14 protein-coding genes are annotated in these 15,232 nt (G+C 63.6%); 7 read left to right on the forward strand and 7 right to left on the reverse strand.

The features are described from left to right. Window positions 1–330 precede the first annotated feature (330 nt). A complete protein-coding gene (gene ruvX / locus CQ14_RS32025) occupies window positions 331–813 on the forward strand; it encodes a Holliday junction resolvase RuvX (RefSeq protein WP_057861798.1) in 483 nt (160 codons plus the stop codon). Between the two features lie 3 nt (window positions 814–816). Continuing rightward, window positions 817–1,749, forward strand: a complete 933-nt coding sequence (locus CQ14_RS32030) for an AEC family transporter (RefSeq protein ID WP_057861799.1) — start codon at window positions 817–819, stop codon at window positions 1,747–1,749. On the opposite strand, the gene CQ14_RS32035 is transcribed toward CQ14_RS32030, so the two are convergent. The 6 genes from CQ14_RS32035 to CQ14_RS47095 all read right to left on the reverse strand — a co-directional run bounded on the left by CQ14_RS32035 (window position 1,746) and on the right by CQ14_RS47095 (window position 7,947). After that, window positions 1,746–2,411 (reverse strand): CPBP family intramembrane glutamic endopeptidase, encoded by a 666-nt coding sequence (locus CQ14_RS32035; protein ID WP_057861800.1) that lies wholly within the window; start codon window positions 2,409–2,411, stop codon window positions 1,746–1,748. The genes CQ14_RS32030 and CQ14_RS32035 overlap by 4 nt on opposite strands. Window positions 2,412–2,535: 124 nt before the next feature. After that, on the reverse strand, window positions 2,536–3,312 hold the full coding sequence (locus CQ14_RS32040; protein WP_057861812.1) for a CPBP family intramembrane glutamic endopeptidase: 777 nt from the start codon (window positions 3,310–3,312) through the stop codon (window positions 2,536–2,538). 147 nt (window positions 3,313–3,459) lie between these two features. After that, window positions 3,460–5,103, reverse strand: coding sequence for an acyl-CoA dehydrogenase family protein (locus tag CQ14_RS32045; protein WP_057861801.1), 1,644 nt, complete (start codon window positions 5,101–5,103; stop codon window positions 3,460–3,462). A gap of 135 nt (window positions 5,104–5,238) precedes the next feature. Then, window positions 5,239–5,652, reverse strand: coding sequence for a hypothetical protein (locus CQ14_RS32050; protein ID WP_057861802.1), 414 nt, complete (start codon window positions 5,650–5,652; stop codon window positions 5,239–5,241). Window positions 5,653–5,782: 130 nt separating this feature from the next. Further along, a complete protein-coding gene (locus tag CQ14_RS32055) occupies window positions 5,783–6,544 on the reverse strand; it encodes a M15 family metallopeptidase (protein ID WP_245320681.1) in 762 nt (253 codons plus the stop codon). Then, a complete protein-coding gene (locus CQ14_RS47095) occupies window positions 6,541–7,947 on the reverse strand; it encodes an NADase-type glycan-binding domain-containing protein (RefSeq protein WP_057861803.1) in 1,407 nt (468 codons plus the stop codon). The genes CQ14_RS32055 and CQ14_RS47095 overlap by 4 nt, the downstream gene beginning before the upstream one ends. 171 nt (window positions 7,948–8,118) lie before the next feature. Between CQ14_RS47095 and CQ14_RS32065 the strand changes: the two genes are divergently transcribed. The 3 genes from CQ14_RS32065 to plsY are packed head-to-tail and all read left to right on the forward strand — an operon-like array spanning window position 8,119 to window position 11,001. Further along, window positions 8,119–9,072: an aspartate carbamoyltransferase catalytic subunit gene (locus CQ14_RS32065; RefSeq protein ID WP_057861804.1), complete on the forward strand. Its 954-nt coding sequence runs from the start codon at window positions 8,119–8,121 to the stop codon at window positions 9,070–9,072. 1 nt (window position 9,073) lies between these two features. Further along, window positions 9,074–10,375, forward strand: coding sequence for a dihydroorotase (locus tag CQ14_RS32070; protein WP_057861805.1), 1,302 nt, complete (start codon window positions 9,074–9,076; stop codon window positions 10,373–10,375). Between the two features lie 35 nt (window positions 10,376–10,410). Beyond that, window positions 10,411–11,001 (forward strand): glycerol-3-phosphate 1-O-acyltransferase PlsY, encoded by a 591-nt coding sequence (gene plsY / locus CQ14_RS32075; protein WP_057861806.1) that lies wholly within the window; start codon window positions 10,411–10,413, stop codon window positions 10,999–11,001. Window positions 11,002–11,005: 4 nt separating this feature from the next. Here the strand turns inward: plsY and CQ14_RS32080 are convergent, their stop codons facing one another. Continuing rightward, entirely contained in the window at window positions 11,006–12,247 is a 1,242-nt protein-coding gene (locus CQ14_RS32080) for an amidase (protein WP_057861807.1), read from the reverse strand. A gap of 184 nt (window positions 12,248–12,431) precedes the next feature. Between CQ14_RS32080 and dprA the strand changes: the two genes are divergently transcribed. Beyond that, window positions 12,432–13,550: a DNA-processing protein DprA gene (gene dprA / locus CQ14_RS32085; protein WP_057861808.1), complete on the forward strand. Its 1,119-nt coding sequence runs from the start codon at window positions 12,432–12,434 to the stop codon at window positions 13,548–13,550. 1,056 nt (window positions 13,551–14,606) lie between these two features. Next, window positions 14,607–14,873 (forward strand): hypothetical protein, encoded by a 267-nt coding sequence (locus CQ14_RS44050; RefSeq protein WP_156435664.1) that lies wholly within the window; start codon window positions 14,607–14,609, stop codon window positions 14,871–14,873. Window positions 14,874–15,232 lie beyond the last annotated feature (359 nt).

Here is a 15,232-nt window from a genome sequence, read left to right on the forward strand (position 1 = left end):
CGGTGCGGCACCTTCCGAGTTGCCGCACCGTGACCCGCCCTGCAGCGGGTCCACCAGCCGCCTCGAGCGCCGGGCAAAGCGATGGTGAAGGAAACGAAGTTCTTTCGAAAGCAAGCCGACAAGGCCGAACGCATGGCGCGGTCCGCCTCAGACGTCGAGATCGTTCAAAATTTCCAGAATATGGCGCGGGCCTACCGTGCCCAGGCTGATGTCGTGAAGGCCAAGAGGAAAGCCGAAAAGAAACGCCGCGATGCGTAATGTGGCGTTCTCGCATGGACGCCACGCCGTGATCGGCTTTGCGTGCATGCCGCGCGGGTGTTATGCGGGGGCATGCCCGCCCCCATCCTCCCATTGATCGATGCCGTCGCGCACTGGCCCGAGCGCGGCGCCCTGATCGGTCTCGATCTCGGCACCAAGACCATCGGCGTCGCCGTATCAGATCCGGACCGGCGGCTCGCGACCGGCGTCGAAACCATTCAGCGCAAGGCCTTCAAGGCCGACGCGGCGCGGCTACTGGCGATATCGGGCGAGCGCAACGCGGTCGGCTTCGTGCTCGGCCTGCCCATCAACATGGACGGCAGTGAGGGCCCCCGCGCGCAATCGACCCGCGCCTTCGCCCGTAATTTTTCCAATCTCACCGGGCTTGCCATTGCGCTGTGGGACGAGCGGCTCTCGACCGCCGCCGTCGAGCGCGAATTGATCGGCATGGACGTTTCCCGCGCCCGACGCGCCGAGGTGATCGACGAGCATGCCGCGATCTTCATCCTGCAGGGCGCGCTGGACCGGCTCAAGAAGCTGCGCGGGGACGCTTAAGGAATGGCGGCCGTCATTGCGGCGCTGCTGCCGGTATTCCTCCTTATCGTGCTCGGCTTCATCCTGCGGCGGACGCTCATGCGGCTGGACACGCAATGGCACGGGCTGGAGCGGCTGACCTATTACGTGCTGTTCCCGACGCTGCTGATCCAGACGCTGGTGAAGGCCGATCTGTCCAGCGTGCCGGTGGCCGGCGTCGGCGGCGCGCTGATGCTCTCGGCGCTGGTGATGTCGCTCCTGTGCCTGGCGCTGCGCCCCCTCTTCTCCCGCTGGAACATCGACGGGCCGGCCTTCACCTCGATCTTCCAGGGCGCAACGCGCTGGCAGACTTATGTCGCGCTCGCCGTCGCCAGCAATCTCTTTGGCCACACCGGGCTGGCGCTGGCCTCCGTCGCCATGGTCGCGATCATTCCGCTTGTGAACGTGTTCAGCGTCTCGGTGCTGGCCCACTACGCTACACCGGAAAAGCAATCGCTCCGCGCGATCGTGATGACAGTGCTGACGAATCCTCTGATCTGGGCCTGCGCGATCGGGCTGGCGGTGAATGTCACGCATCTGCCGCTGCCACAAGTCTGGCACGACGTCGCCGAGGCGCTCGGCCGCTCCTCCCTCGGCATCGGCCTGCTCGTCACCGGCGCGGGCCTGCAGCTTGCAGGTATGTTCCGCCCGAGCCTGGCCGCCTCGATCGCGGTGTTTCTCAAGCTGGTCCTGATGCCGGTTCTTGGCGTCGCGCTGGCGCTATGGTTCGGCATCTCAGGCTCGAGCCTGGTGATCGTGGCTGTCTGCTCGGCCGTGCCCACCTCGTCCTCCGCCTACGTGCTGGCGCGGCAGATGGGCGGCGACGCGCCGCTATTGGCGCAGATCATCACGCTGCAGACGATTCTGGCCGCGGTGACGATGCCGATCGTGATCGCGCTGGTGACAGCGGCGCCCTAGGCGAATCGCATAGTCAGAAAGAAAGAGAAGTTCATGCCCGCGTGAACGATGACCGTCAGCCACGTTGAATTGCTACGCCGGCGAAAGTGGCCAAGGACGAGACCCGACACAAAGATCCAACAGCGCCCCCACCAATCGTATTGGGTGTGCATTGCGCCCCAAATCACTGCGGTCAGCACGATGGTTGCGGTCGGACCGAGAAACGACTCAGACCAACCTCGAAACATGAAACCACGGAAAGTGAACTCTTCCACTATTGGCGCTGCGACACAGGCTGCAACAAACAAGATCAGCAACTCACCTATACCACTGAACGGAAGATGGGGACTCGTCGAAGGCTGCGTCGGAATAATCAGAGACCTGAAGACGATCTCACCCAACCAGAGAAGGATCGTGATCATCAAAGCGCTCATGACCTCGTCGCGAGTGGGCCAGTTCAAGGCAAGGTATTCAGAGAACTCGCGTCGCGCCATTCCGATGGCGATCCAGAGCACGACGATCGCCGATGCACACCCCAATATCGATGCGGCGCTAACCCACCCCCTTGACGTTGCTTGGAACTGGGCCGCGCTATCCTGCGTGGCCACCAGCACGACGAGAGTGAGCCAACTTGTCAGGCCGAAGACCGCGTAAGCGACCAGCGCGACAAACGTGGTTTCCATGAAGTCCCATGTTCTGGGCACTCGTGTCGCTACCGAGACCGACCGGTTTCTATCATGCGAGTCCCGCATCACCCTGGTCACAACCTCACGGCGCGAATGGAGTGAACTTCTACTATGTCGGCGATCAGCCGGCCAGCCAAAATGTCTGGATCGTCGCGGCCAGGTTATTGATGCCGTGCAGGACGATCGTGAGCCAGGTCGAGCTGGTGCGATAGCGGAGATAGCCGAGCAGCACGCCGATGGTGAACACCTCGCCGAAGAAGAACCAGTCGTACTGCAGATGCAGCGCGGTCCAGGCCAGCGACGACAGGAAGATCGCGCCGGCGACGCCGAGGCGCGATTCCGACCAGCCGCGGTAAAGAAAGCCGCGCGCAAAAATCTCTTCCCACATCGGCGCGGCGACGGAAAACGCGATCACCAAAAGCCACAGCGCGCCATCGGCCTGCGCCGTTTTCAGGACATCGCCCATGAAGCCCGGCGTCACCTCGCGCCCGAGCGCGCGCGACAGCAAGTCCCAGCCGCCGACGAGAATAACCAGCGCGGCGAGGCCGGTGAAGAAATTGCGCCATGAGGTCCAGCGCAATGCCAGATAGTCGGTAAAGGATATCCGCGTCGGGCGGATCGCGATCCACGTCGCCAGCAGCACGGCGGGTAACCCGAGAATGACCGAGAGCGAGATGGTCAGGCCGCTGCCAACGACACGGATTGCCTCGGCGATGTCGAACGATCCGCCCTGCCGCAGCACGAAGTAGATGATGACTGTGAGTTGGCCGAGGAACATCCCCGCGAAGATGAACAGGCCCCACAACGTGGTGCCCCAGAATTTCCAGGCGCGGGGTGGCTGCTGATCGGGGATCCTGGGCGGGGCCGTAACGGGATTTGCGGTGGAGAGGGAGTCCATCATCAACTTTCTCAGTTTGTCATGCCCGGCCTTGTGCCGGGCATCGACGTCTTAGTTCTACGCCGAGACACAAGACGTGGATGGCCGGGACATCTGCGCGAAGACGCACTTCGCGCTGTTGCCCGGCCATGACGGCAGGTGTTGGTTTCAAGGCAACGCGCGCTCCAGGAGGCCGCTTACATCCTTAGTGGCCAAGTCGACTGCGCCGTACATTCCGGCGTGATTCCCGGCAAGGCGTGTGGCTGCGAACAATTCCGCATGCCGCGGCGACACGGCATTGAGCGCGGCCGCAGCCGCCAGCAGCGCCAGCCTTTCAACCGCCAGCCGCGCCACGCGCTCGCTGTCCGGCCGGCGGAACGCCTTGCCGATGAAGGTGATCGCCTCGCCCGCGCCTGGCAATCCAAGCGTCTCGCCGGTCAGTTCATGCACGATTGTGGAAGCCGTTTCCGGCTCGCGCGACAGCGCACGCAGCACGTCGAGGCACATCACATTGCCGGAGCCTTCCCAGATCGCGTTGACCGGCGACTCCCGGTAATGCCGCGCCAGGATGCCCTCCTCCACGTATCCATTGCCGCCGAGGCATTCCATCGCCTCGTAGAGAAATCCGGGCGCGCTCTTGCAGACCCAGTATTTGATCGCGGGCGTCAGCAGCCGCATATAGGCGGCTTCCTTGGCGTCACCAGGCGCCCGGTCGAACGACCGGCACAACCGCATCACCAGCGCCACCGTAGCCTCGACATGCAGCGCCATGTCCGACAGCACCGCCTGCATCAGCGGCTGATCGGCGAGATGCTTCTGGAACACGCTGCGATGCCGCGCGTGATGCAGCGCGTGTGCGAACCCCGACCGCATCAGGCCGGCAGATGCGATCGCGCAATCCTGCCGCGTCAACTGCACCATCTGGATGATGGTGCGGATGCCTTTGCCTTCCACACCGACGCGTTCGGCATAGGCGCCATGAAACTCGACTTCCGACGAGGCATTCGAGCGGTTGCCGAGCTTGTCCTTCAGCCGCTGGAAGTGGATGGCGTTGATCGACCCGTCGGGTTCAAAGCGCGGCATGAAGAAACAGCTCAGGCCCTCTTCCGCCTGTGCCAGCACCAGGAAGGCGTCGCACATCGGCGCCGACATGAACCATTTATGCCCGGTGATCCGGTAAGCATTCCCATCGTGCTCCGCCCAGGTCATGTTGGAGCGCACGTCGGTGCCGCCCTGCTTCTCGGTCATGCCCATGCCGAGCGTCATGCCGCGCTTGGTCCACCATGGCGCGAGCGCTGGATCGTAGGACCGCATGCCGAGCACCGGCATCACCCTGGCCAAGAGGTCGGGCTGCTCCGCCAGCGCGGCGACGGCGGCCCGCGTCATGGTGATCGGGCAGAGATGCCCGGTCTCGACCTGCGCGGCCATGTAGAATTTCGCCGCGCGTATCACCTCCGACGCCGCGCCCGCAGGCTTGCCACCGGCCGTCCACGTCGAATTGTGAATGCCGGCATGCGCGCTGTACGCCATCAACTCGTGATAGGCCGGATGAAACTCGACCTCGTCGCGGCGATGGCCCTTGGCATCGAAGGTGCGCAGTTTCGGCGTGTTCTCGTTGGCAATGCGGCCGCGTTCGGCCATCGCCGCCGAGCCCCAATGCTTGCCGAATTCGGACAACTCCCCCTCGGCCGAAGCGCCGCCATTGGCGGCGACCGCCTCGACCAGCGGCCGGTCGGTTGCATAGAGGTTGATGTCCCGGAATGGCGGTGACTGGTTGAAGACTTCGTGGGTGGCGAATGCTGCCTGGCTCATGGGCTGGTCCTGGAACCGTGAATCACTTCCACTGATGCGATCGGGAAATCATATGCCCGTCCGCCCGCGCGAGGCAGCGAAAAAAGCGCTTCTGGCTATGATTGAAACTCCGATCCTGCCGAGCCGCCGTGCAGGTCAGATCGAACGCGTCTTGTCCGCCTTGGTCTTGGAGGCCAGGATCGGAAAGATTTCCCCTGCGCGCAGCGGCCGGCCATTGGGGAAGGCGGACATTTGCAGGCTTGACGTGTGCGGAGCCCCATCCACCGGCGAGACGTAGGCGACCTTGATCTCGATCTTGTGCTTTACGCTGTAACCCTGCCACTTCGGGTGCTCGCGCGTCAGGGCTTCAGCAAGTTCGCAACGCAGCAGGTCGGAGGTCGACGTCGTCTTCGTGATCCCTTCGCGCGTGACCTTTTCCATGTAGCATTGCTCGTTGACGCCGCTGATGCGGGCATCGACGCGCCGATAGTTCACCCGCTTGTCATACTGGTCGTACGTGGCCAGGCCGGCGGCGCCGACGGCAACAATTAAAATGCCTGCGAGACGCATGCTTCGCGCTCCCGTGTTGCCCCATGTCATGTGTCGGCAATTAAGGAGTGTTGAACGCGCACTCGGCTACTTTTGCGATGGCAACTGTTGTCTTGCGAAAATACTTCGGATTTGAGGAAATCCCGTCCTGTCATTTCCGCGGCGTAATCGGGAAATCATAGGCCTGCCCGCCCGCCCCCGGCAGCGAAAAGTGCCACCACTCCTTCGAATAGTTTACAAAGCCTCGCCGCGCCATCACCTGAACCAGCTTCTCCCGCCAGCGGCGCTGCGCGGCCGTGATCGATTTCGCCGCAGTGTGCGATTTGGTGTCGGAACAATCATAGCCGGTGCCCATGTCGATGCTGCCGTCCGGCGCGCGCAGGTTCACATTGGCGGTGCAGTCGGCATAGTCCCTTGCGGGATCGAAGGTGGCCGAATTGTCGACTTTCAGGTCGACCAAAGTGAGATCGAGCGCGGCGCCGGTGGAATGGCCGGAGCGCTCGGCGATATAACCCAGGCGAAACAGATCAGCCTTGCTGAACGCGGGATTGTAGCGCTTCTGCGCCGGCGTTTCGCGGCCGTCGCGCGACCAGGCCACCATGTCGGCAACCGCGCGCGTCGGCCGGTAGCAGTCGAACATCTTCAGCGACAGGTTCTGCTGCGCGAGCTCTTCCTGAACGCTTTTCAGGAGCGTCCCGACCTCGCGCTTCACCACGCATTCGGCGGCCTGATATCCCCTGAGCGGACGGCCGACGAAATTGTTGGAGCCGGCGTAGCGGATATCCTGGATGATGGTCGGATCGACATCGCGCAGATAGACAAAGCCGGCGGGCAGTTTTTGCGCCTGCGCGGCGGCGCTGGCCAGACAGCATGCCGCAACGATCGCAGCAAATCCTCGTCCTGCGTGGATCACGGCACCCGCTCCGAACTGACCACCAGTTTCGTGAGCGCGGTATCGGTATATTTGTTGCCTGCCCAGACCTCGTCGATGACGAACTTCACCCAGTAAGCCCTGACCGGTTTGGACAGCGTCAGCACCTCCGAGCCGAGGCTGTCGCGCAGCGTGTAGGTCTGCGTCTCGCCCCGCGAGAACACGGCGCGCAACTGGCGCACGCGGTTGTTCTTCTGGAAGATATCGCTGCTCTTCTGATAGCCGTTTCGGACGGTGATGGACTTCACCAGCCGCATGGCGTCGAACTCGATCGTGATCCACTCGCCGACGCCATTGCCGTCCCTGCCCTCCACCCATGCGTCGCCGGTGGAACCGGTGAAAAGATTCTGCACGCCATAGGAATTGCCGAACTGCGACTTGCGCACCGAACTGACGCAATAGGTCTCGTTGCCGTTGCGCGCGCAGCTTTCGCCCGGCGCGCCCGGCCGCGACGGCCGCACCACGCGCTCGGATTCCGGCGCGACATTCGCAAGCTTGGTGGCGGGCTGCTCGACGCGGCCGCCAACCGGCTGGCCGGCCAGGTAGATGCGTCCGCCGAGGGTCTGATCGTAATAGGCCGGCGTTTGCTCGTGCGGCGCAGGCTGGCCGCGCTCGTCGGTTGCCTTCAGCGCCAGCTCGGCGACGCGTTCGCGCACTTCGACGGCGAGATCGCCGAGATGCAGGTCCGGCCGTTTGAGCTGCTCGTCGAAGATCCGCGTGAAGACTGAATTGTGCGCGGAGTCGTTGACGCCGAGGCGATCCAGCGCGGTCTGGCCGATGCCGGCGGAATACATCGTGAAAATGCCGCGCGCAGGCTTGGCGTCGGCCAGTCCGCGCGTGTTGCCGATCGAGCGGCCGGCGCTACGCGGGAACGGATTGTCGCGGCAGGCATCGATGACCAGCAGCGCCACGCGAACCGATCGCGCCTGCAATTCGGCGATCAGATCCGGCTCGGCGAGCGAGGCCCCGCGCACGCGCGCCTCCGCGCCTTCGGTCACCGCCGGTACATCGCTCGGCACCAGGTAGTTGACGCCTGCGATCGCCACGCCATGCCCGGCAAAGAACAGCGCCGCCGTATCGCCCGGCTGCAGCCGCGCGGTGAATTCGGCGAGCTTGTCGATCATGGCCTGGCGACCGAGGTTGGTGCCGACGATGACCTCGAAACCGAGCGACCTCAGCGTCCCCGCGACCGTGGCGGCGTCGTTGACGGCCTTCTTGAGCTGCCGGTCGGCGGGTAGATTGGGATAGAGGTCGTTGCCGATGGCGAGCGCCACGCGCTTCTCGGCCATGGCCGGCGCGGCCGCGAGAGGCACCAGCGCCATGCAGGCGATCGCGCCGGCCAGCGTCCGCAAAGCGATCACGACGGATTGAATGAAATGCCGCACGTTTCCCTGGCCCGATGCACCGCGCGTCGATCCTGTCATCCTAGCGGAAACAGCCGCCACGGAACACCGGCGGGGGCCATTTACCCTGTCGCCGAAGCCCTAGTGGATAAGTCAGAACGCCGGATTTGACGCTTGCCCCGGGTAGCATCTCTGCCTATAGCTCTGGCTTTAATGACCCCTATATCGAAATCGACCTTCGTCCTCGGGCACCGGCATCTGCTGGGAATCGAGGGGCTTTCCGCTGCCGATATTACCGGCCTGCTCGACCTTTCCGAGGAATATGTCGAGCTCAACCGCCAGGTGGACAAAAAGCGCACCTCGTTGCGCGGTCGCACCCAGGTGAACCTGTTTTTCGAGGCCTCGACCCGGACCCAGTCCTCGTTCGAACTGGCCGGAAAACGGCTCGGCGCCGACGTCATGAACATGTCGGTGTCCTCGTCCTCGATCCGCAAGGGCGAGACGCTGATGGACACGGCGGTGACGCTCAACGCCATGCACCCGGACATCCTGGTCGTGCGGCACCACGCCTCCGGCGCGGTGGAACTTCTGGCACGCAAGGTTGACGGTTCCGTGATCAATGCCGGCGACGGCGCCCACGAACACCCGACCCAGGCGCTGCTGGACGCGCTGACCATCCGCCGGAACAAAGGCCGGCTGGAAGGCCTCGTGATCGCGATCTGCGGCGACGTGATGCACTCCCGCGTCGCGCGCTCCAACATCCTCCTGCTCAACACCATGGGCGCCCGCGTCCGTGTCGTCGCCCCCTCCACGCTCCTGCCGCGCGGCATCGAGCGGATGGGCGTCGAGGTTGCGCGCGACATGCGCGAGGGCCTCAATGGCGCCGACATCGTGATGATGCTGCGGCTGCAGCGCGAGCGCATGAACGGCTCCTTTGTGCCGTCGAGCCAGGAGTACTTCCACTATTTCGGCCTCGACCAGAAGAAACTATCCTACGCCAAACCGGATGCGCTGGTGATGCATCCGGGGCCGATGAACCGCGGCGTCGAGATCGACTCGCTCGTGGCAGACGGCGCGCAATCGCTGATCCGTGAACAGGTGGAAATGGGAGTGGCGGTGCGGATGGCGGTGCTGGAAGCGCTCGCCCGCAACCTGCCGAATGCTTAAGATGCTGACCGAACGCCGACCGATCCTGCTTGCCAACGCGCGCGTCGTCGATCCCTCCAGGGATTTCGACGGGCCTGGCGACGTCCTGATTGCCGATGGCACCATTCGCGACAGCAAACGCGGCATTGGCGCCGCCGGCGTGCCCGAAGGCACCGACATCATCAATTGCGCCGGCAAGATCGTAGCCCCCGGGCTGATCGACATGCGCGCCTTTGTCGGCGAGCCCGGCGCCAGCCACCGCGAAACCTTTGCCTCCGCGAGCCAGGCGGCGGCCGCCGGCGGCATCACCACCATCATCTGCCAGCCGGACACTTCGCCCGTCATCGACAATTCGGCGACCGTCGACTTCGTGCTGCGCCGCGCCCGCGACACCGCGATCGTCAACATCCATCCGATGGCCGCGCTGACAAAAGGCCTGGGCGGCGAGGAGATGACCGAGATCGGGCTGCTGAAGGCTGCCGGCGCGGTTGCTTTCACCGATGGCGACAAGAGCGTCACCAATGCGCAGGTGATGCGCCGGGCGCTGACCTATGCGCGCGATTTCGACGCGCTGATCGTCCACCACACCGAGGACCCAGATCTGGTCGGCGAAGGCGTGATGAACGAGGGCGAGTTCGCCGCCAGGCTCGGCCTGGTCGGCATTCCCAATGCCGCCGAGTGCATCATCCTCGAGCGCGACATGCGGCTCGTGGCCCTGACCGGCGGGCGCTATCATGCGGCTTCGCTGTCCTCGATGGAGTCGCTGGAGATCCTCAAGCGCGCGCGCGACGCCGGCCTCGACGTCAGCGCGTCGGTGTCGATCAACCACGTCACGCTGAACGAAAACGATATCGGCCCCTACCGGACCTTCCTGAAGCTGTCGCCGCCGCTGCGTACCGAGGACGACCGCCTCGCCCTGGTCGCGGCCGTCGCCTCCGGCCTGGTCGACGTCGTGATGTCCGACCACAATCCGCAGGACGTCGAGGTCAAGCGGCTGCCGTTCGCGGAAGCGGCGAGCGGCGCGGTCGGCCTGCAGACCATGCTGCCGGCGGCGCTGCGGCTGATCCACAATGGCGAGATGGACTTCAAGACGCTGATCCGGTCGATGTCGACCCGGCCGGCGGAGTTGCTTGGCCTGCCCGGCGGCTCGCTGCGGGCGGGTTCCCCGGCCGATGTCATCGTGATCGATCCCGATACGCCCTGGGTGCTCGATCCCACCGACCTCAAATCGCAATGCAAGAACACCCCGTTCGACGAAGCCCGCTTCTCGGGACGCGTCGTGCGTACTATCGTGGGCGGACGGACGGTCTATGAACATGTCTGATTCGCCCGGAACGGGCTGCGGTGGGAGCTACCGCAATGTCTGACGCATTTCTCATCGTCGCTTTCCTGATCGGATATCTGCTCGGGTCGATCCCGTTCGGCCTGGTGTTGACCAAACTGGCCGGGACGCAGGACCTGCGCACGATCGGAAGCGGCAATATCGGCGCCACCAACGTGCTGCGCACCGGCAGCAAGGGCCTCGCCGCGGCAACGCTGATCGGCGACATGCTGAAGGGCACGATCGCCGTCATCATCGCCGGCTATTACGGCGGCGCCAATGCGGCGATGCTGGCCGCGCTCGGCGCCTTCCTCGGCCACCTCTTCCCGGTCTGGCTCAAGTTCAACGGTGGCAAAGGTGTCGCCACCTATATCGGCGTGCTGATCGGCCTGTTCTGGCCGGCAGCGCTGATATTCTGCCTGATCTGGTTGGCTACCGCCTTCACCACGCGCTATTCATCACTGTCGGCGCTGATCGCAGCCTTCGTGACGCCGCTGTTCCTGTGGTGGTTCGGCCACCCCGCGCTGGCCTCGCTGTTCGTCGTGCTGACGCTGCTCCTGTTCTGGAAGCACAGCGAGAACATCAAGCGGCTGCAATCCGGCACCGAAGGTCGGATCGGGGCGAAGTAAGGCTTCATTTCCGGGCAAGCGCCTGCTCCACAAACCGCGCCGCCGCCAATGCCTGCGCATCCGCGCCGTATCGCGCGATCACCTGCACGCCGACCGGCAGTCCGCCCTCCGCGACATGCGCGGGAACGTTGACGCAGGGCACGCCCATCAGCGTCCACAGCCGGTTGTAACGGGCGTCTCCAGTCGAGGCCAATCCCTTGGGCGCCGCACCGGGTGCCGACAGGGTCAGCAGCACATCGACATCGTCGAACACTTTTTCCAATGCCTGTCTGGCGCGATGCGCTGTTTCGATCGCTGCGTCATAGGCGGCAGGCGTCGTGTCCCTGCTCTCGTCAAGCTTGCTCCGCAGCAGCGGCGGCATCGCGTCGTAATTTTCGCGGTACTCCCAGGCGAGCGCCCGATGCGCCTCGAACTCCTGTATCAGCGGATGGGCGCGCCACGCCTGCGCAACAATTTCCTGCAAATCAACCCCATGCACAGTAGCACCGGCGCGTTCCGCCACGCGCGCGGCGGTCTGCAGCGCCTCAGCACCCGCGGCTTCCGGCGCACCGGCAAAGTGTTGCGTCACGACGCCGATGCGCGGCGAGGCGACCGATGCGGACAGCATCAATTCAGGCCGACCGGTCATCGCGGACAGCCCGCGCGCCACGTCGTCCACGCCGGCCGCGAACAACCCGACGGTGTCGAGCGTCCATGAGTAGCACTTCACGCCGACCGTCGGCAGCAGGCGATAGGATGGTTTGATCGCAGCGACGCCGCAGAACGAGGCCGGTCGGATCACCGAACCGCCGGTCTGCGTCCCCAGCGCCAGCGGGATCATGCCGGCCGCCACCGCTGCCGCTGAGCCGGACGAAGATCCGCCGGGTGTGTGGCCATGATTGTGCGGATTGAGCGTCGGCGTCGGATCTACGGATGCAAATGCCGTCGTCGTGGTCTTGCCGACGATGGTCGCACCCGCCTGTTTCAGCATCATCACCACGGCCGCATCGCCGCGCGAGCGGAAGCCCCGGTAGATCGGCGAGCCCATTTCGGTCGGGAAATCCGCGGTATCCATGATGTCCTTGATGCCAACCGCAATGCCGCGCAGCGGCCCGGCGCTCGGCGCTCGCACATTTTCGGCACGGCACACGAACGCGCCGATGGTCTTTTCCTGCGCGAGGATCGCTTCCTGCGATTGCGCGATGGCGTCGTCGGGCGAAAGTTCGCCGGCATGAATGCGGCGCTGGAGGTCGGCGAGCGATATCATGGACGATGTTTCCTACGATGACGACGCAGGTTACGGAGCACCTCGACCCGGAGCAAGCGGGTGAGTTGCACAGCCGTTATGCTCGGGGATTTCCCCGGTCAACGAGCTTCCAAGCCCGGCCATGACGACTGAAAAATCCAAAACAGGTTGATCGCAATCTCAGGTTGGGCAAAGCTGCATCCGCATGCATGACCGGACACCGCCTACCCCTCACCTCACCGACGCCGAACGGATCGACCGGTTGCGGCTGATCCGCAGCGACAATGTCGGCCCGCGCACCTTCAACTCGCTCATCAGCCATTTCGGCAATGCGCGGGCGGCGCTGGAGCGGCTGCCCGATCTGGCGCGGCGTGGCGGCGCTGCGCGTTCGGGACGTATCTGCAGCGAAGAGGAAGCGCGGGCCGAGATCGCTGCGGCGAAGAAGATCGGCGTCTCGCTGGTCGCGCCGGGTGAAGCCACCTACCCGCCGCGGCTGGCGGCGCTCGACGATCCGCCGCCGCTGCTCGGCGTACGCGGCGCACCCGAAACGCTGACGCGGCCGATGATCGCGATCGTCGGCTCGCGCAACGCTTCCGGCGCCGGGCTGAAATTCGCCGGCCAGTTGGCGCGCGATCTCGGCGACGCCGGCTTTGTCGTCATTTCAGGGCTTGCGCGCGGCATCGATCAGGCTGCGCATCGCGCGACGGTCCAGAGCGGCACGGTCGCGGTGCTGGCCGGCGGCCATGACCGGATCTATCCGCCCGAGCACGAAGATCTGCTGACGGCAATCCTCGAACGCGGCGGCGCGATTTCCGAAATGCCGCTCGGCCACGTGCCGCGCGCCCGCGACTTTCCCCGCCGCAACCGCCTGATCTCGGGCGCGTCGCTCGGCGTCGTCGTGATCGAGGCCGCTCACCGCTCGGGATCGCTGATCACGGCGCGGATGGCCGCCGAACAGGGCCGCGAAGTGTTCGCGGTGCCGGGCTCGCCGCTCGATCCACGCGCCGCCGGCACCAACGATTTGATCAAGCAGGGCGCGGCGCTGGTCACCGAAGCCAGCGACGTCATCAACGCGGTTCAGCCGATCCTGGAGCGGCCGATCGTGCTCGAGGCGCGCGAAGGCAATGACGAGCCGCTCGACTTCGACACCGATCCAGGCGAACGCGAGTGCATCGTCTCGCTGCTCGGCCCGAGCCCGGTCAGCCTCGACGATCTGATCCGGATGTCGGGGCTATCAGCCACCATCGTTCGCACGGTACTGCTCGAACTCGAACTGGCGGGCCGTCTCGAGCGCCATGGCGGCGGGCTGGTATCGCTGATCTAGGCGCGTACTCACAAAAGCGATGTCGGCTTCTGAGGGCCGAGCGGAAATCTTCTGATCGGCTAAGCACCACTGCTGGTGACCCCAAAGTAGACATGGCCCGAACGCGCGCCTTAGATAATTCTGCGGGGCCAGATGGTAAGCCAAAGCAAACGCAGGAACCATCCTTGGCCGAAGCCTACACCACCCCCAAAAACAAGAGCTAGAATGAGAACGTTTAGCTGCGACGGTCCGGCTAAGGCGGCATAAAGAAATGCCAGATGAGCAGAGTTGGCAATCAACCCCAAAAACCAGTCCGAGACCTTGGGGCGACCCCAAGGGGAAACGACGACAGAGCAGGCTAACGCTCCGGCACAAACACCCAGCAACCCGAACGGATTGAAGATTGCAAATTTTGAATACGTTAAAACAAAACTGAAAATCGGCCCCTCCTAGCGCACGCTGCATATTCTTAGAGGGGCGCGATAAAACGCAAACGTTACTCCCATCAAAATTCCGCACTGCGCGGGTGGTTTTGTGTGCATCTGTCCGTGACCGCACGACTTATATCGAAATGTATCGGTCTGCTTCTGGCCCAGCTGCCGACCAGCTATGTCGATGACTCGTCAGCTGCTGAACGAGCAGCGGACTACGCCGCCGCGGTCAGGGACGACCCATTTTGACCCTGGCTGTGTAAAAACTCAAAAATCGAAACGCGACGAAGAATGNATATTTTTCAGTTCGATCTCTAAGTTGAATCCGCTTGCGCGCTGAGCGACTAAAACGGTCTTGGACGAAAAACTTCTTCTATCGCGATTGAGCGTCTTCGCGTTTTCACACAGCCAAGACCCNGGAGCGGACATTCGTTGAAGGTGCGAACTTCATCGCGCCTTGGCTACTTCGCGGAAACGCCTGTCAGGCCCAAAAAAACAAACCCGAGCTATCGGGTCAGAAGGAAGGGCATCTCCATCCTCGCGCCCGGGGGCTATCGAGGGCATGACGCCCTCAACCAATACCCGATCTTAGAGATTAATTAAACTGGTCGGGTGACAATTCACGGGCTGAAACGGAGCGGCCTTCATGCAGATCGTCAACGGGTTCGTATGCATGAACTGCACGGATGTCGATCACGCCAAGAAATTCATCGACCCGGCACATCCCAACCAGGTTGGGACAGTTTCCGGGCTGCGCGACGCCGCAAAAGAGGCCTCAAGCCCGACCAGCACTCTTACCGAGAACGCCGTTTCCTTTAGGGGCTCGCTTTCTCATTTGAACGCGCTCGACACTAAACGTCGGCCAGATCCAATCCTTGGACCGGCGGGTGCGAGCCTCGACATCTTTGCCTAGGCCCGCCCTCATCGAGCGTGACAGAGCAGTCCGTGCGACGAAATAGACGTCAAGATCAAGGGCTTTCACGTCATAGTGCGGCGGATACTGAAATCTGCAGATGCTCGACACATCGCCGATCTCATAAAGGAACTTGAAGCCGAAAGACCGCCCGATAACCCGGAGTAAGGCTATCATAGTTGGCGGCCTCTTTCATTTTCGATGCATTCTCATGCCGGCTGATGGCCCGTAGCCGAACAACGCTTAAGCATTCGTCACGTCCGTTGTCAGTAGACCGAACATCGGGCCGCGCAGGTCCTCACCGCCGCTTTTGACCCTGGCTGTGTAAAAACTCAAAAATCGAAACGCGACGAAGAATG

This window comes from Bradyrhizobium lablabi (genome assembly GCF_001440475.1).
In the GTDB taxonomy this organism is placed as follows: domain Bacteria; phylum Pseudomonadota; class Alphaproteobacteria; order Rhizobiales; family Xanthobacteraceae; genus Bradyrhizobium; species Bradyrhizobium lablabi.